This is a genomic window from Salinicola avicenniae, from assembly GCF_023736115.1.
GTDB lineage: Bacteria > Pseudomonadota > Gammaproteobacteria > Pseudomonadales > Halomonadaceae > Salinicola > Salinicola avicenniae.
Map to the genome: position 1 here is coordinate 1 of NZ_JAKQZC010000007.1, position 21,322 is coordinate 21,322.

The 21,322-nt window shown below is 61.6% G+C and carries 16 protein-coding genes; 13 read left to right on the forward strand and 3 right to left on the reverse strand.

Translation table 11 applies throughout. The features are described 5' to 3' along the window. The 6 genes from MC381_RS16830 to MC381_RS16855 all read left to right on the forward strand — a co-directional run. Positions 1–1,223, forward strand: a 1,223-nt coding sequence (locus MC381_RS16830) for a DUF2345 domain-containing protein (protein WP_251978927.1), incomplete at its 5' end; no start/stop codon positions are given. An 11-nt stretch (positions 1,224–1,234) separates the two neighbouring features. Then, positions 1,235–2,110 carry a DUF4123 domain-containing protein gene (locus MC381_RS16835; protein WP_251978928.1) on the forward strand — a complete coding sequence of 292 codons (876 nt, stop codon included), beginning with the start codon at positions 1,235–1,237 and terminating at the stop codon, positions 2,108–2,110. 1 nt (position 2,111) lies between these two features. Continuing rightward, positions 2,112–5,660 carry a T6SS effector BTH_I2691 family protein gene (locus MC381_RS16840; protein WP_286009794.1) on the forward strand — a complete coding sequence of 1,183 codons (3,549 nt, stop codon included), beginning with the start codon at positions 2,112–2,114 and terminating at the stop codon, positions 5,658–5,660. A 25-nt stretch (positions 5,661–5,685) separates the two neighbouring features. After that, complete coding sequence (locus MC381_RS16845) at positions 5,686–6,534, forward strand: tetratricopeptide repeat protein (protein ID WP_251978930.1); 849 nt, start codon at positions 5,686–5,688, stop codon at positions 6,532–6,534. A gap of 89 nt (positions 6,535–6,623) precedes the next feature. Then, positions 6,624–6,962, forward strand: a complete 339-nt coding sequence (locus tag MC381_RS16850; protein ID WP_251978931.1) for a hypothetical protein — start codon at positions 6,624–6,626, stop codon at positions 6,960–6,962. A gap of 23 nt (positions 6,963–6,985) precedes the next feature. Then, positions 6,986–7,408, forward strand: coding sequence for a hypothetical protein (locus MC381_RS16855; RefSeq protein WP_251978932.1), 423 nt, complete (start codon positions 6,986–6,988; stop codon positions 7,406–7,408). Between the two features lie 94 nt (positions 7,409–7,502). Here the strand turns inward: MC381_RS16855 and gatB are convergent, their stop codons facing one another. The 3 genes from gatB to gatC all read right to left on the reverse strand — a co-directional run bounded on the left by gatB (position 7,503) and on the right by gatC (position 10,813). Continuing rightward, positions 7,503–8,954, reverse strand: coding sequence for an Asp-tRNA(Asn)/Glu-tRNA(Gln) amidotransferase subunit GatB (gene gatB, locus MC381_RS16860; protein ID WP_251978933.1), 1,452 nt, complete (start codon positions 8,952–8,954; stop codon positions 7,503–7,505). Then, positions 8,954–10,414 carry an Asp-tRNA(Asn)/Glu-tRNA(Gln) amidotransferase subunit GatA gene (gene gatA / locus MC381_RS16865; protein WP_251978934.1) on the reverse strand — a complete coding sequence of 487 codons (1,461 nt, stop codon included), beginning with the start codon at positions 10,412–10,414 and terminating at the stop codon, positions 8,954–8,956. Before gatA ends, gatB begins: the two co-directional genes overlap by 1 nt. 108 nt (positions 10,415–10,522) lie before the next feature. Further along, a complete protein-coding gene (gatC, locus tag MC381_RS16870) occupies positions 10,523–10,813 on the reverse strand; it encodes an Asp-tRNA(Asn)/Glu-tRNA(Gln) amidotransferase subunit GatC (protein WP_251978935.1) in 291 nt (96 codons plus the stop codon). A gap of 284 nt (positions 10,814–11,097) precedes the next feature. Here gatC and MC381_RS16875 point away from each other — a divergent pair, with 284 nt between their 5' ends. From MC381_RS16875 to tldD, 7 genes are all read left to right on the forward strand, one after another. After that, positions 11,098–12,135, forward strand: a complete 1,038-nt coding sequence (locus MC381_RS16875) for a rod shape-determining protein (protein WP_189445793.1) — start codon at positions 11,098–11,100, stop codon at positions 12,133–12,135. 54 nt (positions 12,136–12,189) lie between these two features. Beyond that, positions 12,190–13,167 (forward strand): rod shape-determining protein MreC, encoded by a 978-nt coding sequence (gene mreC / locus MC381_RS16880; protein ID WP_264297459.1) that lies wholly within the window; start codon positions 12,190–12,192, stop codon positions 13,165–13,167. Between the two features lie 3 nt (positions 13,168–13,170). After that, on the forward strand, positions 13,171–13,650 hold the full coding sequence (gene mreD / locus MC381_RS16885) for a rod shape-determining protein MreD (RefSeq protein ID WP_251978937.1): 480 nt from the start codon (positions 13,171–13,173) through the stop codon (positions 13,648–13,650). A gap of 90 nt (positions 13,651–13,740) precedes the next feature. Then, the gene (locus MC381_RS16890; protein ID WP_251978938.1) at positions 13,741–14,328 is read left to right on the forward strand and encodes a Maf family protein; all 588 of its coding nucleotides are present in this window, start codon (positions 13,741–13,743) and stop codon (positions 14,326–14,328) included. A gap of 111 nt (positions 14,329–14,439) precedes the next feature. Beyond that, positions 14,440–15,903, forward strand: coding sequence for a ribonuclease G (gene rng / locus MC381_RS16895; RefSeq protein WP_251978939.1), 1,464 nt, complete (start codon positions 14,440–14,442; stop codon positions 15,901–15,903). Between the two features lie 4 nt (positions 15,904–15,907). Next, complete coding sequence (locus tag MC381_RS16900) at positions 15,908–19,864, forward strand: YhdP family phospholipid transporter (protein ID WP_251978940.1); 3,957 nt, start codon at positions 15,908–15,910, stop codon at positions 19,862–19,864. After that, on the forward strand, positions 19,861–21,315 hold the full coding sequence (gene tldD / locus MC381_RS16905) for a metalloprotease TldD (protein ID WP_251978941.1): 1,455 nt from the start codon (positions 19,861–19,863) through the stop codon (positions 21,313–21,315). The genes MC381_RS16900 and tldD overlap by 4 nt, the downstream gene beginning before the upstream one ends. Positions 21,316–21,322 lie beyond the last annotated feature (7 nt).

Consider the following 21,322-nt stretch of genomic DNA (forward strand, 5'->3'; position numbering starts at 1 on the left):
GCGTCTGGCTGCGTGTCTCCCAGCCCAACGCCGGCGCCGGCTGGGGCGGCGTGTTCGTCCCGCGTGTCGGCCAGGAAGTCCTCGTCGACTTTCTCGAAGGCGACGCCGACCGCCCGCTGATTACCGGCCGGGTCTACAACGGCGAACAGACGCCCGACTGGCACAGCCATGGGCTGCTCTCCGGGTTCAAGAGCAAGACCTATCGTGGCAGCAAGTACAACGAACTGGTGTTCGACGACGCCACTGACCAGGAGCGCGTGCGGCTCAACTCCGAAGCCGAGAAGAGCCAGCTCAACCTGGGCTACCTGATCCACCAGACCGGCAACACCCGGGGTGCCTTCCGCGGTACCGGGTTCGAGCTACGCACGGATGCCTATGGCGCCATTCGTGCCAACCAGGGGCTCTACCTCACCAGCTGGGGCCAGCTCGGGGCCAGCGGTGACCAACTTGACCTCACCCCGGCCAAACAGCAGCTCGACAGCGCTTATAACCTCACCGACGCCCTCAGCCAGAGCGCCCAGGATCACAACGCCGAAGCGCTCGAGGCCCGCGAGCATCTCAAGCAGGCCGGCGAGGACGCCGACGACACCTACGGCACCAGCGAACAGCTCGCCGGTTCATCGGGACAGGCCGACCAGAGCAACGCCGCCGGCGCCAGTGACAGCGGCGGCCGAGGCGAATCCGCGCGCATGAAAGCGCCGTGGCTGCACATGGCCTCGCCCGCGGGCATCACACTGAGCACGCCCGAGTCGACCCACCTGGCGCAGGGCCAATCGCTGAGTATCTCGAGCGGCGAGGACGTCAACGTCGCCACCGGCAAGAGCCTGATCGCCTCGATCTCGGAGAAACTTTCGCTGTTCGTGCAGCGCGCCGGGATCAAGCTCTTCGCGGCCCGGGGCAAGGTCGAGGTGCAGGCGCAGAGCGATGCCATGGAGCTTACGGCACAGAAGGATGTGAAAATAACTTCGACGGAAGGCAAGGTCGAGATCAACGCCGCCAACGGCATTTTGCTCACCAGCGGTGGCGCCTACGTGCGTATCGAAGGCGGCAATATCGATGTCCACGGCCCCGGGGCTATCGATGTTAAAGGCGCGCAACACAGCTTCGGCGGCCCGACGAGTATGGACGTGGCCGCGCCCGAATTGCCGGAGGGTGAAGACGTGCTCTGTGCAAGCAAGAGCCAGACTGCGGCAAGCAGCGGTGACGGTAGCGTGGAAGGCTAATGATACGTAGCGTGAGCGACACGGCATGGATGGCCGAAGCCAGCGAGGCCGCTACGGAGGGGCGACTCTACCGCCTGGTGGACCCTTCGGCGTCACCCGGTTGGGCGCTGAGCGGCGAGGCGCGTAAGCAGGCGACGCTGATTCGTCACCCGTTGCTGGCCCAGCCCCCGGCCCAGCAACTCTATCTCGAACGAATCGGCCAACGCCGATCCGCGGAGTTGTCGTCGCAACTGGAACGGCAGCGTACCGAGCGTGGCGCGGGTCTGCTTGGGCCCTTGCCACTCTGCGGCTGGCTGATTTCGCATCATGCAAGCTCCAGCATCGCGACTTACCTCGGTCGTCAGCTCAAGCAGATAACGCCCGAAGGGAAACCCGCTCTGCTGCGTTTCTATGATCCTCGGGTGCTGGAGCACCTGCCGCGGATACTCGAGCCTTGGCAGCTTTCGGCCCTTTTGGGCCCCATCGGTCGCTGGCTCTATCTCGACACAGAGCTGCAGCTTCGCTGCCTCGACCCGCACGCGGAGGTGCGCCGGCTCGGCGGCCTGAAGCCAACGGCCGAGCAGTGGCATGCCATTAAACGCATTGGCCAGATCAATCGCTCTCGGGAACTCTATCGCACGCTCCCGGGCTCGGCGGGATTGTCGGAAGCGCCTGCGGAGAGTGTCGACGCCTTGCTTGTCGCTGCGCATAACGCTGGTCTGCGGGAGCGGCCCGACGTCGCGACTTTCGTGCTTCATGGGCTGACCACGCGGATCGATTTTCACCGCCACCCGATCATACAGGCGATGCTTGGCCGTCTCGGTGGGCGATTGACCTACATTGGATTGTCGAATCAGCTTTCCGACGACGATTGGGAAGCGGTATCAGAGAGGCGGGAGACTACATAGCATGACGGCACAATCTCGAGCGAGCGATCATGCCGCGAAAAATGAGGCCTCGGGCCAGGAGAGTGGGCGCTGTCAGTTCTGCGAACGCAAAGGCCTTCCGATCCTTCCCGTGCGTTACGCCGTTTGTCAGCGCAATGATCGCAACAACGATATTCCAGAACTCGAGACCTCGAGAATCCAAGAGTTCACCGACATCCTGTTGGACAAGAGCCTGGTGGGCGGTGAAGAGCAGGGGAGAAGTGTGCCCGACGAGGTCAAGGCGGAAATTACGCAGAGCACCGGCAGTCAGGTCAACAAATATATCTTGCGTCAGCTGCGTCAGGGGTATCTCTATTTTTACGACCAGGATAACCCTAATGGTATGCACTGGTACGCCTACGCGATCACCAGCGACGGGAAGTACTACCAGTTTCCGGTACTACAGCCACCGGCGTTGGATGAGATCGTTTTCCCCGAGCGTTGCCAGTCAAATTCCAGCGATGCCCTTCATGCTTCTCTTGTAACGCTTCCTGATCCGGATAATTCAGGGGTCATTTACTACGCATTTACTGAACATGCTTGGCCTAATGAGCATATTAGGATGATCGGCAGTGATGCCGAATGGCGCGAATCCAATATGCAGAAAGTCGACATCTCGTCATGGGTTGCAGGGCAAGCCGTTCAACCATTTACATTTAGTACAGATGAACTAGAGAAAGTCGCAGAATACAGCGCCGGTGCTCACGATCTTAGTACACAGTTTTGGTCGAGCGGTCCTCATAGGAAGATTTATGAACCGAGGCAACTCAAGGATGCGATGAACCTTCGCCTTGATCATGCTGCCAGTCAATACCAAGGCAAGGGTCTCATTCTGGCAGTAAAAGATGAGGTGGGTATCATGGAGGAACTAAATGCCTATCGTCATCAAGCGCTTGCCCAAGCCGAAAATTTCATAAATAGAAGTGAAGATAACCGCCGGAAGTTACTTTGCAAAAAGGCGATTGACGCTTTTAAGAGCAATTTTAGAAAGGGTTATATTCCTGCTCAGAGAAAGAAACTCGATGATGCTATTGAAGACGCTAAGAATAAGCGAGATGAATATCTTGAGGAGGGTTCTTCCGGCGAAGAAATCTCGCCGAGAGTGCGTGCCCAACGTCAGCGAGAATTAGGCCGGTTAAACCAATCCATACGAGATGCTGAACAGGATAAAGAAGATTTCCTGGCTGAATTGGATCGTGAGAAGGCAGCGTGTGATCAGGAAAGGCGTCGAGTCCAAGAGGAGCTAGAAGAGCTCGAGGCCTCGAATGCAAACTACGATGAGCATCTACGTCAACAGGCTGAAGGCTATCGTTCAGAAGGCAGATACGAAGCCGCGGAAGCGATTGAAAGACGTCGTCAGGTTGGGCCGCTGGATACCCAGATTTCAAATAAAAGAATCCAGCTGGCAAACGTAAAGACGGATGCAGAGCGAGCGGCGGATAGGCATGCCGACCAGCTTGACGAGCTTTATGACAAAAAAACGCTTGATGAATTCTATCAGAATTATGAAGAGCAAAACGCTGTCTGCCAGGAGACGCTTAGCCTTCACGATAGCGATTATTCAATATGGGTGCGAAAGCACCTTGGCGATGTTGTCGCACGTTATAGTAAAACCGACTACTGGATGGGGTTGGGGCTGAGTGGGCTTGTTGGCAATGTGCTTCGGGGTGGCATACTGTCTCCTGGCAGCGGCAGCCTGTGGCAGTCTATGACTAGCGCGCTGAACTCTAATAACTCTACCCTCATGGCGGCTATATTTGCCAATAACGCTGAGCTTATTGCTCAGGCTCAATCATGTGTCCGTGCCTTGCCTGAATCACAACAGCTTCCCCGTGAAACGCTGGCTAGCTGGGGCGGTGAATTTCGCGAAATCCAGCAGCGATCAGTGATGCTCAATGGTGATGCGCCCTCTCGCGATCAGATAATCAATCGCTTTCGCCCCATACAAAGCCTTCTTTCCATGACGGTTGGAAATTCAATTGCCTCATTGTCTCTATATGGTACGGCGGGGCTTTCTGTTGGTGAACTGAAGCCATTCTTACGGTGTTTTATTCGCTATCACCAATTGGCTTTCATGGCGGATCCCGATGCGCAAAGCGGTGAGCAAGCTGTTCCCAGGCTGGTCAACGTGGACATAAAGTTGTCTGAGCTTTATCAATGGCTACGTAGTGTCGCTCGGCAGAATGAATCTGATAGTGAACGTGGTGTAGATCTCAGCCGTGCTATGAAATCGCTTGATGGAGCTACGGGTAATTTTGCCGCACCATTGGCCGACCGCAATAGGGTTATTCGAATCGCGCTACCTGATTATGTTGCAGACATCTTGAAAGCCTCCGGAGATGATAAGCCACTGCTTTTACAGGGCAGCTATACTTGGGAAGATGGTCAACAGCGTCAGCAAGATTTTAATGACAGTGCGAGAGACGTTGGAAATACCCTGGTTAGTGCACGGCAAGGGTATGGACAGATTGCCGGAGTCTGTCTCGTACTTTGGAATTTGGTGTCAGCGGTAGAGGCTGAAGCCTTCGTCGATGATGAAGACGGCGCGGATTGGAGCAAGATCCTTAGTACCGGCGTGGGCCTTGCCAGTAGCGCCATGGCAGGAATCGAAGGCTATCAAAGCATTCGCGCAGCGAGTTTGGGAGTATCACCGGGCAGTGCCATTGCCAATAACGCTGATTGGGTATTTGCTGGCCGCACAATGGCAGTCGTAGGTGGTCTGATCTCAATTTGGGATGGCATGAACAAGCTGACCGAGGCGGTAGAGGCGTCTAAAACAGGCGGGAGTCTCAGCGCAAAGCATGGCATGATTCTCGGCGGTTTCGGAGTCGTTTCCGGTGTGGTTTCGATCATACTGATTGGTGCCAGCACGGGCGTTGGCCTCGTTGTCAGTATTTTTGTGGGGGTGCTGGCATTATTACTGGGTTGGTTGTTTGTAACAATGGTATCGCCAGCCGTCGAAATGTGGATCAATCGAAGCATCTTGGGATATGCCTCAGCGCAGGGTGACATGCAGGTCTTGCCTTTCGAGGATATGGACTCTGAGCAAAGCTCGCTTGAGATGGTGTTTCAGGGAGTGCTAGTGAAGTTGTCTTGGTCGCAGGTTTTACCCAATACAACTGAATATATTGAGTCTAGAGATGAAGTGGATAAGGAGGGTATGTCTAAAGAAATTGAAAGAGCGCGCTCTTTGGTTGAGGTCGGTATTGTTATCAAAGTTCCCGATTTAAATGGTGTTGAGTTGAGGTTGCAACTTGCGCCACGTGGAGAGAGCTTGAGGACGATTTTTGACTGGGCGTATAAAAGTCAGTCTAGTAGTGGGGGGCTATCGTTTGTCAAAGAATCCGAATATAGTAGGTCTCGAGATAGAAGTTCGAGTAATCGTCCAGAATTTTTCCTGAAAGATGAAGTGTACGAGACGAAGTGGGCGAAGGTGTATCCGAAAGCTATTTTGGGGGAGTTGGTTGATCTTGTAGTAAGCTTTAAATCAGGGGGGGGCGTTAGTCGAGACTTTTTAACGCTAAGCCTTTAGGGTTGAATTTATTTTGGGGTTGCTGATGAAAATTCATATTCTTTTTATTTTGTTGGCGCTATCTGGTGGGGTGCAAGCAGACATTCTTTTTCAGGATCCTACAGGGAGCTCATTTGGTGCGGCGATTGATGACCTGTCGGAAGAAGAACTCAAAGACTTATCTACTGCCGATGCAGGGCGGAAAAAATTATTTCTTGGTATTTTTTATATAGATGGGGCGCCGGAATTTAATATAGAGAAGGACTGTGAAAAGGCCGTTTATTTTTTGCAAGATGCATGGGAGAGTGAGGTTACTGATGCTGGTTATACCTTGGCGACCATGTACTACAATGGTGTGTGTACGGAAGTAAATATCGAAAAAGCAAGAGAGTTTGCGACACAGTCTGCGCTGGATGGCTATATATTGTCCCAGCGAATGTTGGGCATGGCCTATGTGGGAGAAAAATGGGAAGGCCTTTATCCCTATGATGTTAATGAAGGCATTTTCTGGCTCAGTAAGGCCGGTAACGCCGGTGATAGAGAGTCTGCTGGGCAACTGGCTTCCATGTACCATAAAGGCGAAAGGGTTCCTCAGGATGAGGAGAAATCGTTTCTGTGGTTAAAAAAGGGTATATTTAATAAATATGAAAGTGGGAATAGTATTGGGTTTCCTGTATTGGCTGAAAGGTACGAAGAGGGAGTCGGAACCGAAGTGGATCTTGTCAAAGCCTATAAATACTATGATTTGATCGGGTCTGCCGGTATAGAGGGTAAGCAGCGTATTGCCGATCAAATGACTCAAGATCAAATCGATGAGGCTCTTCGCCAGTCACAGGCGTGGCAAGATGAGCACAATATTCAGGTGGGTGGCGGCTTTATTCGTCGGGTCAACTGATGGGCGGTTTTTAACCGCTGTGATGGCTAGTGATTACCGTTGTATATCTTCTTTTTCTACCTCTATAGTTTTAGTGTAAAGGGTACATTTTGAAAGTATTAATCGTCGGGTTGGTCATCACCTTTCTCTGGTTCCTCGGACTCGCGAACGGACTTTACTCCGAGCCGGGCAGGTCTGTCCCGTCGGTGCTGTTGTATATGACCGGCGGCGCTTGGGTCGTTGCTGTGATTGGTGCCGTCATGATCGGGCTAGGGAAGCGGCGTGCCGGATCGATTGTCGTGATCATCGGATCGATTGTTTTCATACCGCTTGGGCTGATTACGATTTTTGGTGCGCGCAAGGCGGCGAGCGGTGCGGAAGAGCCGTCGTTACAACAACGACGGCAGATGGCGGCCGCCGTCAGTGCCGATAACGCGAAGTCTCAGTAACGATTGTCATGCAGGGTCAGTCAATGATGGAGCAAGAATTTTACGCACGACGTCAGGCCAAAATGTCATTGGTGGCAGGTGCCGGTCTGTTCGTCGTATCGTTGATCGCGGTCGGGAGTTCTCCGATCTTTCCCGTCGCCCCATTTACCATTGCCGGGGCCATGATTGGCGCGGGGCTCTGGTTCCAATACAGCCCGGTCGTGCGGCTGATGGATGACCATTTGGTTGTCAAACTGGCACCGATACGCCCGACGAAAACGCTATTGTATAGCGAGATTAAACGTGTCGAGGTGACTAAGCGTCACTATATCGTTCACTACCGACGCCACGATGCCGGGAGCGATGCCGTCAAGACGCTCAAGATTCCGGCAACCAGCTTGGCGAAGGAGGAGCGCGACGCTTGTGGCAGGGCGCTGAGCAGTCGGGTTCCTGCCGCTGCTGCTTAGAAGAACGCCTGGGAAAAGAGAGCCTAAAAAGCCCGTGATGCGAGACGCATCACGGGCTTTTTCGTTGCTACCGGCTATCAATCCCCAGCGCTAGTCACGCCTCGTCCAGCTTCTGCTTGAGCACGCCGTTAACCTGTTGCGGGTTGGCGGTACCTCGAGAGGCTTTCATCACCTGGCCGACGAAGTAGCCGATCATCTTGCCGCGCTTGGCTTCATCGGCCTCTCGGTACTGGGCGACCTGCACCGGGCTCTCAAGAATGACCTGGTCGATCATCGCTTCGATAGCGCCGGTGTCGGTGACCTGCTTGAGGCCACGCGCTTCGATAATCTCGTCGGCGCTCTGGCCTTCGTTATTCCATAGCGCGGCGAACACCTGCTTGGCGGCCTTGCCGTTGATGGTGTCGTCGAGCACGCGACTGACCAGGCCACCAAGCTGTTGTGGTGTGACCGGGCTGTTGGCGATGTCGATATTCTCGCGGTTGAGGTGCCCGGAGAGTTCGCCCTGAACCCAGTTGGCAGCCTGCTTGGCATCGCCGCAGACCGCGAGCACGGCCTCGAAGTATTCCGCCGTCGGCCGGGTGGCGGAGAGGACGCCGGCGTCGTAAGCCGAAAGGCCGAGGCTCGTCTCGAAGCGATTGCGCTTCTCGGTCGGCAGCTCCGGCAGGGTCGAGCGCTGGTGTTCGACATAGGCCGAATCGAGCATGACCGGCAGCAGGTCGGGGCAGGGGAAGTAGCGATAGTCGTTGGCTTCTTCCTTGGTGCGCATGCTGCGTGTCTCGTCGAGGTCCGGGTCATAGAGCCGGGTCTCCTGTACGACTTTGCCGCCGTCCTCGATCAGCTCGACCTGACGTTCGACTTCGAATTCGATCGCGCGCTCGACGAAGCGGAAGGAGTTGACGTTCTTGATCTCGGCGCGGGTGCCGAAGGTCTCCTGTCCTTTCGGGCGGACCGAGACGTTGACGTCGCAGCGCATCGAGCCCTCGGCCATGTTGCCGTCCGAGATGCCGAGATAGGTGACGATAGCGTGAATCGCGCGGATGTAGGCCACCGCTTCCTTGGCCGAGCGCATGTCGGGTTCGGAGACGATCTCCAGCAGCGGCGTGCCGGCACGGTTCAGGTCGATGCCGCTCATGCCGTGGAAGTCTTCGTGCAGGGACTTGCCGGCGTCTTCTTCCAGGTGTGCATGGTGAATGCGCACACGCTTGCGCACGTCGTCGTCCAGCACCAGTTCGACTTCGCCCTTGCCGACGATCGGCTGGGCCATCTGGCTGGTCTGATACCCCTTGGGCAGGTCGGGGTAGAAGTAGTTCTTGCGCTCGAACACGGAGGTTTCGGGGATCTCCGCATCGATAGCCAGGCCAAATTGCACGGCCATGGCGACGGCGCCTTCATTGAGTACCGGCAGCACGCCCGGCAGGCCGAGATCGATGGCGCAGGCCTGGGTATTGGGTGCGGCGCCGAACGCGGTGGAGGCACCGGAGAAGATCTTGGACTGGGTCGCAAGCTGGACGTGGACTTCCAACCCGATGACGGTTTCCCACTGCATTAGGTGGTCTCCTGGTCGAGGCTCGGCGTGCGGCGATGCCAGTCCGTCGCCTGCTGAAACTGGTGGGCTACGTTGAGCAGCTGGCTCTCGGCGAAGTGCTGGCCAAGGATCTGCAGGCCGATCGGGCGCTTGCCGGCGAAGCCTGCCGGTACGCTGATGCCCGGAATGCCGGCGAGGTTGATGGCGATGGTGTAGATGTCCTGCAGGTACATCGACACGGGATCTTTCTTGGCGCCGAGATCGAAGGCTGGCGTCGGGGCGGCGGGGCCCATCAGCACGTCGACTTCATCGAAGGCATCGAGGAAGTCCTGGCGGATCAGGCGGCGCACCTGCTGCGCCTTGCGGTAGTAGGCGTCGAAGAATCCCTCGGAGAGCGTGTGCGTGCCGATCAGAATGCGGCGTTTGACCTCGTCGCCGAAGCCTTCGGCGCGCGTGCGCTTGTAGAGATCCTCGAGATCGGCCGGGTTGTCGCAGCGATGGCCGAAACGCACGCCATCGTAGCGCGAGAGGTTCGAGGACGCTTCCGCGGGGGCGATAACGTAGTAGGCCGGTACGGCAAGATGCGTGTGCGGCAGACTGACCTCGCACACCTTGGCACCGAGCGATTCGTAAACCTGGATCGCCTCGCGGATCGCGCTTTCGACCTCGCTGTCGAGGCCGTCACCGAAATACTCTTTCGGCAGGCCGATCTTGAGGCCGGCGAGTGGAGTATCGAGTTCGGCGAGGTAGTCCGGCACCACGCGGGCGACACTGGTGGAGTCGCGCAGGTCATGCCCGGCAATGGCGCCAAGCAGGTGAGCGCAGTCCTCGGCACTGCGGGCCATGGGGCCGCCCTGGTCGAGACTGGAGGCGAACGCGACCATGCCGTAGCGGGAGACGCGACCGTAGGTCGGCTTCAGGCCGGTGATGCCGCAGAAGGCCGCCGGCTGGCGGATCGAGCCGCCCGTATCGGTGCCGAGCGCGGCCGGCGCGAAGCCGGCGGCCACGGCCGCGGCGCTGCCGCCGGAGGAGCCACCGGGAACGGCAGTGGCGTCCCACGGGTTCTTCACCGGGCCGTAGAAGCTGTTCTCGTTGGACGACCCCATGGCGAACTCGTCCATGTTGGTCTTGCCGAGGCTGATCATGCCAGCGGCCTGCAGTTTCTCCACCACGGTGGCGTCGTAGGGTGCCTGGAAATTGTCCAGCATCTTCGAGCCGCAGCTGGTGCGAACCCCCTGGGTGCAGAAGATGTCCTTGATCGCCAGCGGCAGGCCGGCGAGAGGGCGGTCGTCACCGGCGGCGCGGGCCTTGTCGGCGGCATCCGCCGCCTCGAGCGCGCGGTCGCGGGTGACGGTAATGAAACTGTTGATGCCGCCATCCAGGCGCTCGATGCGATCGAGCAGGCTGGTGGTCAGCTCGCGACTGGAAAAATCGCCGGCCTTGAGGCTGCGGGCGAGTTCCGTGAGCGTCATGTCGTGCATGGGGTCGATGTTCCCTGGGTCAAATCGCTACGCGAGATGGGCGATGAGTTGGTGTCGCCGCATCGCTTTTAGGCATCGGGGCGCGAGCCCGCGCTGTCGGTGCCGAACTTATTCGACGACGCGCGGTACCAGATAGAGGCCCTCGGCGGTTTCCGGCGCGCAGGCCTGAAAGGTCTCGCGCCGATCGCTTTCGGTCACTTCGTCGGGGCGCAGTCGCTGCGTGGTGTCGAGCGGATGAGAGAGCGGCGCGACGCCTTCGGTATCGACGGCTTGCAGCCGATCGACCATCTCGAGAATGCGCGACAGGTCGTCGACATAGCCGGCCGCCTCGGCGTCGCTGTTGAGCCCCAGGCGTGCGAGGTGCGCCGCCCGCAACACGTCCGCGTGTTCGATTGCCATGTGTTGATTTACCCCTTGGTCAAAATCGTCGCTAAAAACGCCGCGTCGCTGGAGACCAGCATCGCGATGAGCGGGTCGACAGTGGCGTCGCGAGTCGTCGGTTTCGGTGCCGGTGCCCGGTGTCGAAATCGGCGACCAGTCGTCTCGCGACGATACGTCGATAAATGGAGGAGACATTATCATATTCGCGCTTTATCGGGCAGGCTCGCGCTTGCTGCTGCCCCCCCACGGTGATACCGTTTGCGTCCGCACAGGGTTCCGGTCTGGACTAGGTAAAAGTTTCCATGTTTAAACGTTTACGGGGGCTGTTCTCGAGCGATCTGTCGATCGACTTGGGGACCGCCAACACGCTGATTTACGTCCGCGGTCGCGGTATCGTCCTGGACGAGCCCTCCGTCGTGGCGATTCGCCAATCCGGCAACATGCGCAGTGTCGCCGCCGTCGGTCTCGACGCCAAGCGCATGTTGGGGCGCACGCCAGGTAACATTACCGCCATTCGTCCGATGAAGGATGGCGTGATTGCCGATTTCACCGTTACCGAGCAGATGCTCCAGCACTTCATTCGCAAGGTGCATCAGAGCACCTTCCTGACGCCGAGCCCGCGCGTTCTGGTCTGCGTTCCCTGCATGTCCACGCAGGTCGAGCGCCGCGCGATCAAGGAGTCCGCGGAGGGCGCCGGCGCCCGTGATGTCTATCTGATCGAGGAGCCGATGGCGGCGGCGATCGGGGCCGGGCTGCCGGTCGAGGAAGCCCAGGGCTCGATGGTCGTGGATATCGGTGGTGGCACTACCGAGATCGCGATCATCTCGCTCAATGGTGTCGTCTACTCCGAATCCGTGCGGGTCGGTGGCGACCGCTTCGACGAAGCGATCACGTCTTACGTGCGTCGGCACTACGGCAGCCTGATTGGCGAAGCCACCGCCGAGCGCATCAAGGAAGAGATCGGTTGCGCCTATCCCGGTGGCGAGCTTCGAGAGATCGATGTGCGCGGCCGCAATCTGGCCGAAGGCATCCCGCGCAGCTTCACGCTCAACTCCCACGAGATCCTGGATGCGTTGCAGGAGCCGTTGGCGTCGATCGTCGCCGCGGTCAAGAGTGCGCTCGAGCAGTCCCCGCCGGAGCTGGCGTCCGATATCGCCGAGCGCGGTCTGGTACTGACCGGCGGTGGTGCCATGCTGCGCGACATCGACAAGCTGATCGCCGAAGAGACCGGGCTACCGGTCATCATCGCCGAAGATCCGCTCACCTGCGTCGCGCGCGGCGGCGGCAAGGCGCTCGAGATGATCGATCAGCATACCTTCGAGCTGCTCTCCAGCGATTGAGGCCATCCGCGACGGAGGCTGCCGGCCGGTGGCGTCCGTCATCGGTAGGCGGGGGTGAGGCCTATCAAACCGCTGTTTTCCTATGGCCCGATTCCGACGTACCGCATGCTGCTGTGTGCGGTGCTGGCGTTCGGGCTGATGTTTGCCGAACACCGCTTCAGCGCGGTGGAGACGGCACGTTCGCACATGACATCCGTGGTGGCGCCAATTCAGTGGCTGGTCAGTCTGCCCAGTGAGGGGATGCGCTGGGGGGCCATGGCGGTCTCCGACCAGCAGAGCCTGATCGACGAAAACGGTCGTCTGCGCGAGCAGTTGCTGACACTCTCCAATCGGGTGCAGCGCATGGCCAGCCTGACGGCCCAGAACGTGCATCTGCGCGAGTTGCTGAATGCGCCGAATCCCGACGATGTCCCCTATATCACGGCGGAGCTGCTGTCGCTGGATTCCGATCCCTTTACCCAGCAGATGGTGATCGATCGCGGTCGTCGCGATGGCGCCTACGTCGGCCAGCCGGTAATGGACGCTTCCGGGCTGATCGGTCAGGTGGTGTCGGTATCCGCTTATACCAGTCGCGTGCTGATGGTCGCCGACGCCAATCATGCGGTGCCGGTCGAAATCAATCGCAATGGTCTGCGTTTCATCGCGCAGGGGACCGGTCAGCTGGATACGCTGAATATTCCCAGCGTGCCGGCCACCGCTGATATCCGTGAAGGCGATCTGCTGGTCACCTCCGGGCTTGGCGGGCGATTCCCTCGTGGCTATCCGGTGGCGCGAGTGAGTCAGGTACGACCCGAGTCGAGCCAGACCTTCATGCAGGTCACGGCGGAACCGATCTCCCAGCCTGAACGCTCACGCTACTTCCTGCTGCTGTTTCCGCCCGAGCGTCCGCAGGACGACACGCTCGATGGTGCGGAGCGGATGGCGCGCGCGGTGATCTGGCCCGGTGATCCCGGCCACCCCAACGCGAACCGGATCGACGAGGATGCGTTGACCGCGGCCCTGACACTGATCCAGGCGAAGGAAGAGGAGTAGACCATGGGGCCGTTCGGCTATCTCTTCGTCTGGTTCACGCTGCTGCTGGCGCTGTGCCTGCAGGTCATGCCGTTGCCGGATGCCTGGCTGATCTGGCGGCCGGACTGGCTGGGGGTGCTGCTCGCCTACTGGTGCGTGGCGACGCCTCAGCGGGTTGGCGTGCTTCACGGCTTCGTGCTCGGCGTGATGCTCGATCTCATCGAGGGCGCGCCGCTCGGCCAGAATGCCCTGGTGATGTCGCTGCTTGCCTATCTTTTCCTGCTGCTCTACCAGCGCTTCCGAGTCTATTCGATCTGGCAGCAGGCCGTGCTGGTGTTCATCCTGCTGGGCATCGCGCAGCTGGTTGAACAGTGGTTGCGCACGATCTTCGGGCCGGTATCGGTGAGTCTCGAATTCCTGCTGCCGGCCCTGATCGGGGCGCTGCTCTGGCCTTGGCTGTTTACCATGATGCAGGTCGTGCGTCGGCGTCTCGGCATCGCCTAGCGACAAGATCCCAGCCGTCGTTTTCCTGGCCTCGCCGTCTTGTCGTCCGGTCAGGGCGGCATCTCATTCGTGTCCCCGGAGTGCTGACGTATGCCGACACCCCCTGTACTTCGACTCGCCTCGGCCTCGCCGCGTCGGCGCGAGCTGCTCGCTTCGATCGGTGTCACGGTCGAGGTGCAGCCTGCCGATCTCGACGAGTCGCGCCTGCCCGGCGAGTCGCCGGAATCCTTCGTCTCTCGGCTGGCCCGCGAGAAGGCTGAGGCGGGGCACGTCGGTAGCCGGTTGCCGACGCTGGGGGCCGATACGGTGGTAGTGCAGGGCGACGAAGTCTTCGGCAAGCCGCAGGATCGTGTCGACGCCCGGCGCATGCTAGAGCAGCTCTCCGGTACGCGCCATCGTGTTCTCTCCGCGGTCGCGGTGATCGGGCCGCGCGGGTTGCTCGAGTGCCGGGTCGCGACGACCGTCGTCATGCGCGAGATCGAGTCGGTGGAAATTGATGCCTACTGGGACACCGGCGAGCCCGCCGACAAGGCGGCCGGCTACGCGATTCAGGGACGTGCGGCGATCTTCGTTTCGCGGCTGGAAGGCAGTTATTCCGCCGTCGTCGGCCTGCCGCTTCACGAGACCTCGACGTTATTGCAGGCCCAGGGCATTGCGCTTTGGGCGGGCCCCGGGTGAGCCCGTTCCGGGGCTGTGCCATAATTCTCGGCAGGCATCTGCCGGCGGGGCGCCGCCCCACGATCATGATGCCGCTGGCGTGTTCGAATAACCCGCGACAAGGATGCCTGCATGAGCGGTGAAGTACTGATCAATCTGACGCCGATGGAGACGCGGGTCGCGGTGGTCGAGAACGGCGTCCTGCAGGAGGCGTTCATCGAGCGCAGCCGGCGTCGTGGCATCGTCGGCAATATCTACAAGGGTAAGGTAGTCCGCGTGCTACCGGGCATGCAGGCGGCGTTCATCGATATCGGCCTGGAGCGCGCCGCGTTCATTCATGTCAACGAGGTGCTGCCGCCCGACAGCGCGCACGAAGAGCCTGCCTCGATCGGCCATCTGCTGCACGCCGGCCAGCCGCTCGTCGTGCAGGTGACCAAGGATCCGATCGGTTCCAAGGGCGCCCGGCTGACCACGCATCTCTCGATTCCTTCACGTTATCTGGTCTATATGCCGGACTCGCCGCATGTCGGGGTCTCCCAGCGAATCGAGGATGACGGCGAACGCGAGCGCCTGAAGACGTTGATCGAGGCCGGACAGGCGGAGCTTCCCGACGAGGCCAACGGCGGCTTCATCATCCGCACGGCGGCCGAAGGCGTGGGGCGCGAGGAGCTGTTCGCCGATATGGTGTTCCTGCAGCGCCTGTGGCAGAAGATCGCCGAACGGCGCTTGACCGCCGCGCCGCCGAGCCCGATCTACGACGACCTGCCGCTGTTCATTCGCACGCTGCGCGACGTCATGCGCGACCAGATCGAGAAGGTGCGCATCGACTCGCGCGAGAACTACTTTCGACTCAAGGAGTTCGCGCGCGAGTTCATGCCGACCGTGGAGTCTTGCATCGAGTATTACCCCGGCGAGCGCCCGATCTTCGACCTCTACAGCGTCGAGGACGAAATCCAGAAGGCGCTCGGGCGCAAGGTCCAGCTCAAGTCCGGCGGCTATCTGGTGATCGATCAGACCGAGGCGATGACCACCATCGACGTCAATACCGGCGGCTATGTCGGCCATCGCAACCTCGAAGAGACCATTTTCAAGACCAATCTGGAAGCCGCCACGGCCATCGCGCGCCAGCTGCGCCTGCGCAACCTGGGCGGCATCATCATCATCGACTTCATCGACATGGAAGAGTTGGAGCACCAGCGTCAGGTGCTGCGTGTGCTCGAGAAGTCGCTGGAGCGCGATCACGCCAAGAACAAGCTGACCGGTGTCACCGAGCTGGGGCTGGTCCAGTTGACCCGCAAGCGAACTCGCGAAAGTCTGGAGCAGACGCTCTGCGAGCCTTGTCCGACCTGCCATGGGCGCGGGACGCTGAAAACGCCGGAAACCGTATGCTACGAAATCTTTCGCGAGATCCTGCGCGAGGAGCGCGCGTACTCGCCGGAAACCTACATGGTGCTGGCTTCGCAAGCCGTGGTCGATCGCCTGCTGGACGAGGAGTCGGCGGCGGTCGCCGATCTGGAGTCGTTCATCGGCAAGACGATTCGTTTCCAGGTCGAGGCGCACTACTCCCAGGAGCAGTACGACATCGTGCTGATGTGAGGCGATGAGTTCCCTGCGTGTGACCTGGCGCTGGCTGCTGACGCTGGTGGCCCTTGTGATGCTTGTCGTGGCAGTGCTTGCCGGAGGCCTGCGCCTGCTGGCCTGGCAGAGCGATCGGCTGAGCCCATGGTTGCTCGCCGGACTGGAGACGCAGCTCGACGCGAACGCCGAGCTCGATCATCTCTCGCTGGCTGTCGACGGCTGGCGCCCGCGTCTGACGCTGGCGGGCTTCACGCTGGCGAGCCGCCGTGGCGCTACCTTGCTTGACGTCGAACGGGCGCAAGCCGAGTTCGAGCCGCTGGCGAGCTGGCGCCAGGGCATGCCGGTCTTCGAACAGGGGCGGCTCGACGCGGCGACACTCCATCTTTATCAAAATGCTCAGGGACGCTGGGGCTGGCCGGATGGCGCCGGCGCGCGCTGGTTCGGTGATGACCGGCAGGCGCGAGAGACCGGTGGAGGCGTCGAGGCCGATAGCCTGTTGCGGCTCCTGGCGCATCAACGGCTGCGGGCGAAGGCCGTGACGCTGGTGTTGCACGGGCGCGAACGCGAGGCACGTCTCTCGCTGAGTGAATTGACGCTGGCCAGCCGGGACGGGCGTGCCTCGCTGCAGGCCGCGCTGACGCGTGCCGATCACGCGGCCGGGCAGCTTCACCTGGCGATCGACGCCGGTTCCTCCGCGGATGCCCCCGACGCGCGCGGTATCGCGACGCTGGATCTCGACGAGCTGTCGCCGGTACTGGCGGTCGCGAGTGCCGGCCACGAGCGCGCCTTGACCGCGGTCGAGGGGGATATCACGCTCGCCGGCCATTGGCAGAATGGGGGGCTGCGTGCCGGGCAGTTGTCGCTCGAGATTCCCGCCCTGACGCTGACGAATTCGCCCGCCGAGGCCGCAACGCCCGACGCCTCGACGCCAGCGGCCACGTCCACGCTGACCGACCTGGGCGTTGAAGCGCATCTCTCCAGGGGTGACGACAATCGCTGGCACGCCTGGCTGAATGGACTGCGGGGGACCCTACCGGAGACGCCTGAGCTCGACTGGCCGCAGCGTCTGCAGGCCAGCGAAACGGCAGACGGCTGGTGGCTGCGCAGCGCGCCGTTCGATCTCGATGGGCTGGCCCGCCTGATCCGCTACCTGCCGCTGCCGACGGCGGTATCGCGTACGCTGGTAGGGCTCGCACCGCGCGGCCATGTCGCGGGGCTGGAACTGGGCCGTGCCGATGGCGAATGGTATGCCCAGGCGGCCCTGGAAGGGGCGGCGGTCAACGCCTGGGACGAGATTCCCGGCGGCGGTCCGATTGATGCCTGGGCCACGTTTCGCGGCCGCGGCGGCAGCGTGACCTTTGCCGGTGCCTCGGGGACACAGTTCAGGATTCCCGAGGTCTACGCCGAGCCGCTGGTGTTGTCATCGGCGCGCGGCCAGATCGACTGGTCGCTGACGGCCGATGGCGCCGTGATCAGCGGCGAGGGGCTCTCGGCCGGCTGGCGAGGCGCCACGGCGACGGGGCGTTTCGGCCTGAGCCTGTTCAACGCCGACGACAAGCCCGGTGCTTTCCTGCTCGATCTGACATTCGCCGACGCCGATGCTCGCCGCACGCGGGTATTGCCCTGGCTGCCGACCCGCGTGATCGAGGATCCCGAGCTGCAGACCTGGCTCGGCGGCGATATCGGGGGCATCGTGCGGCGCGGTTCGCTGGGGCTGGCGGTGACGCTCAGCGACCGGGACGCACCTGAGGGGCGAATGTTCGTCAACCCGAACGACCGGCTGTCGCTGTCGCTGGATATCGAGGACGGGCGGCTGCAATACGCGCCGGACTGGCCGGCGCTGGAGCGTGTCGACGGTCATCTCGAGATGCATAACATGGCGCTCGAGGCGCAGGTCGATCATGCCACGTCCCACGGGCTGACCACCCGGAATGCGGAAGTGCGGTTGGCAGACAAGCAGCTCGCCATCTCGGGCGACGTGGCCGGGAGCAGTGGCGGTCTGCTCGATTTTCTCGCCAACGCCCCACTGCAAACGCTGAGCCAGAGCTTCGCCCTATGGCAGAGCCAGGGTCAGGTTCAGGCGCATCTCGACATCGGCCTGCCGATGGACCAGGAGAGCGATATCGAGACCGACATGACGGTCGACGTTCAGGGCGTGGCCGATATCGCATCGCTGACCTTCCCCGAGCTCAATCTGACGCTCGGCGATATCGGTGGTGACCTGCGCTACCGCCGTGAGCGCGGGGAGGATTACCTGACCGGGACCCTGGACGCGCGTGCCTTCGAGGGGCCTTTGCAGGCGCGCTTCGCGATCGGCGGCGCCGACAGCGCGATCGACTTCGACGGCGAGGCGCAAAGTCGTGGGCTGCTCGACTGGGCCGGGATGTCGCGAGTCGCGGGGCTGCTTGACGGTGGCTTTCCCTACACGGCGCGGATCGCCTTCGATGCACAGGACAACGCCAGCCTGCGCCTGCGCAGCGATCTCGAACCGCTCGCCATCGCACTACCGCCGCCGTTCGGCAAGAGAGCCGGTCGCCGGGAACCGCTGGCCATCGATGCCGATATCTCTGCCGGTACCGGCTCGGTCATGTTGGGCGACTGGGGGCGCGCCCGCTGGCGCACCCTGGGGCAGCAGGCGCAGGGGCAGGTCTGGCTCGAGGGCTGGCCGGGCGACGAGGCGGCCTGGCCGAGCGAGCCCGGCTGGTACGTGCTGTGGCGACCCAATCGGCTGGATACGCAACGCTGGGCGCAGGCGCTGTCGCAGTTGAGGGCCGCAGACGATGAGCCGGCAGCGGATCGCGGCGTGCCGACCTCGATCACCGAAGAGACACTGGACGCCGACACGGAAAAGCCGGTCAACGACGGCGGCGGGCTGAAGCGCGTCGCGCTATCGACGCCGTGCATTCTGGTCGATGGCCGCTGCCTGGGTGGGTTGCAGGTGGATGCCGCGCCGCTCGCCGATGGCTGGCGCCTCTCGCTCGACGGCGAGATCGCCGCCGGCCATGCCAGTTGGCAGCCGAGCGAAGCGACGCCGATCGATATCGATCTGGCGCGGCTCAATCTCGATGCGTTGACGCCCGATGCCCCCGAGGAGGCCTCGGCGTCGACGGGGCTGATGTCCCAGGTGGAAGTGGCGCCGCCCCCCGTGGCGATGCCCGACGAGATCGGTCAGGTGCCGGCAGGGCATCTGCATGTCGCTCGGTTCGAGCGGAAGGGCCAGCAATTCGGTCCGCTGGAGGCTCGCTGGCAGGCCGACGCGCGACAGCTGCAGGTCACGCCGCTGTCGCTCACGCTTGGAGAGGTGGCGTTCGATGGCGGCCTGACCTGGTCGTCGGCGGGCGAGGCCAGCCTGACGCGTGCACGGCTGCAGATGAGCGGTGGCGACCTGGGCAGCGCCTTTCGGGTCATGGATCAGCCGGTCCCGGTCAACAGCGAGACCACCGAGGCCGATCTGCAGTTGAGCTGGCCGGGCGCGCCTTGGCAATTCGCGCTACCGCGAGTGAGCGGGCGGGCGCAGGCGACCCTGACCAACGGCCGTTTTCGCCAGATCCACTCCTCCGGCGCCAAGCTGGTGGGGCTGTTCAATCTGGACAACGTGCTGCGCCGGCTACAGCTCGACTTCTCCGATGTCACCAGCGGCGGTACCGCTTTCAATCGCGTCGATGGCAGCGCTACCCTGTACAACGGTACCTTGAAAAGCGAAGGCCCGATCGTGGTCGACGGCACCTCGACGCGCTTCACGCTGGCAGGCAGTGTCGATCTGAACCGCCAGTCGCTGGATCAGCGACTCGGTATCACCGTGCCGGTCAGCCAGAACCTGCCGCTGGTGGCGGTCATGGCCGGTGCGCCGCAGGTCGGCCTGGGCCTGTTCGTATTTCATAAGCTGTTTGGCCGCTGGCTGGATAGCGTCACCCAGATCTACTATCGGATCGAGGGCCCCTGGTCCTCGCCGACCATCAACTTGGAAAGTGCCCAATGACCGACCTTAGTGATGACATGCTGAAGCAGGCATCGACGCTGTTGCTCGCCCCCGGCGGACTCGACGTGCAGTCGCTCGACGCCGGTCTGGGCCATGCAATGGGGCGTGGCATCGACTACGCCGATCTGTTTTTCCAGCGCACCTGGCATGAGATGTGGGTACTGGAGGATGGTGAGGTCAAGGATGCCAGCTACAGCATCGATGGTGGCGTCGGCGTACGCTCGCTCTCCGGCGAGAAGACCGGCTTCGCCTACTCGAGCCAGATCAGCCAGGATGCGCTGCTGGATACCGGGCGCACTGCGTCCGGGATCGCCCGCAGCGGCGAGCGGCATCCGCCGTCACCGATCCAGGTCGCGACCGCCACCGCGCGCTATCGCGGCGTCGATCCGCTCGACGGGCTCTCCGCCGAGGAGAAGATCGCGATGCTCAAGGAGGCGGACCGGGTCGCGCGTGCCGCCGACCCGGCGGTGACACAGGTCAGCGCGTCGCTCACCGGCGTGCATGAGGTGGTGCTGGTCTGTGCCAGCGACGGGACGCTGGCCGCCGATATCCGCCCGTTGGTGCGTTTCAACGTGAACGTGATCGTGGCCCGCGATGGCAAGCGCGAGCGGGGCAGTGCCGGCGGCGGCGGTCGCTATTCGATGTCTCGCCTACGCGACGAGGGGGTAGCCGAGCGCCACGCGCGGGAAGCGGTGCGCCAGGCGCTGGTCAATCTGGACGCGGTCGCGGCGCCGGCCGGTCAGATGCCGGTCGTGCTGGCCAACGGCTGGCCGGGGATTTTGCTGCACGAGGCGGTCGGTCATGGGCTGGAAGGCGACTTCAACCGCAAGGGCAGCTCCTCCTTCGCCGGGCGTCTGGGCGAGCGGGTAGCAGCCAAGGGCGTCACCGTGGTCGACGATGCCACGCTGGACGAGCGTCGTGGTTCACTCAGTATCGATGACGAGGGGACGCCGGGGCAGTACACGCCGCTGATCGAGGATGGCATCCTCACCGGCTACATGCAGGACAAGCTCAATGCGCGTCTGATGGGCATGCAGCCAACCGGTAATGCGCGACGCGAATCCTACGCGCACGTCACCATGCCACGCATGACCAATACCTACATGCTGGGCGGCCAGGAGGATCCGGAAGCGATTCTGAAGAGTGTGAAGCGCGGGCTTTATGCAGTCAGCTTCGGCGGCGGGCAGGTGGATATCACCTCCGGCAAGTTCGTCTTCTCGGCCAGCGAGGCCTATCTGATCGAGGACGGCAAGATCACGGCGCCAGTCAAGGGGGCGACGCTGATCGGCAACGGGCCGGAAGCGATGTCGCAGGTGTCGATGATCGGCAACGACATGGCGCTGGACAGCGGCATCGGCATCTGTGGCAAGGAGGGGCAGGGCGTGCCGGTCGGCGTCGGTCAGCCGACGTTGAAACTCGACGAAATCACCGTCGGCGGTACCCAGTCCTGATGCGAGG

Excerpts from the sequence above, each read along its gene's own strand:
- MC381_RS16900 (WP_251978940.1), top strand. The coding sequence starts at position 15,908 with ATGAGTTCCCTGCGTGTGACCTGGCGCTGGCTGCTGACGCTGGTGGCC.
- tldD (WP_251978941.1), top strand. The coding sequence starts at position 19,861 with ATGACCGACCTTAGTGATGACATGCTGAAGCAGGCATCGACGCTGTTG.
- MC381_RS16840 (WP_286009794.1), top strand. The coding sequence starts at position 2,112 with ATGACGGCACAATCTCGAGCGAGCGATCATGCCGCGAAAAATGAGGCC.
- MC381_RS16845 (WP_251978930.1), top strand. The coding sequence starts at position 5,686 with ATGAAAATTCATATTCTTTTTATTTTGTTGGCGCTATCTGGTGGGGTG.
- gatC (WP_251978935.1), bottom strand. The coding sequence starts at position 10,813 with ATGGCAATCGAACACGCGGACGTGTTGCGGGCGGCGCACCTCGCACGC.
- MC381_RS16875 (WP_189445793.1), top strand. The coding sequence starts at position 11,098 with ATGTTTAAACGTTTACGGGGGCTGTTCTCGAGCGATCTGTCGATCGAC.
- rng (WP_251978939.1), top strand. The coding sequence starts at position 14,440 with ATGAGCGGTGAAGTACTGATCAATCTGACGCCGATGGAGACGCGGGTC.
- MC381_RS16855 (WP_251978932.1), top strand. The coding sequence starts at position 6,986 with ATGATGGAGCAAGAATTTTACGCACGACGTCAGGCCAAAATGTCATTG.
- MC381_RS16890 (WP_251978938.1), top strand. The coding sequence starts at position 13,741 with ATGCCGACACCCCCTGTACTTCGACTCGCCTCGGCCTCGCCGCGTCGG.
- mreD (WP_251978937.1), top strand. The coding sequence starts at position 13,171 with ATGGGGCCGTTCGGCTATCTCTTCGTCTGGTTCACGCTGCTGCTGGCG.
- gatA (WP_251978934.1), bottom strand. The coding sequence starts at position 10,414 with ATGCACGACATGACGCTCACGGAACTCGCCCGCAGCCTCAAGGCCGGC.
- gatB (WP_251978933.1), bottom strand. The coding sequence starts at position 8,954 with ATGCAGTGGGAAACCGTCATCGGGTTGGAAGTCCACGTCCAGCTTGCG.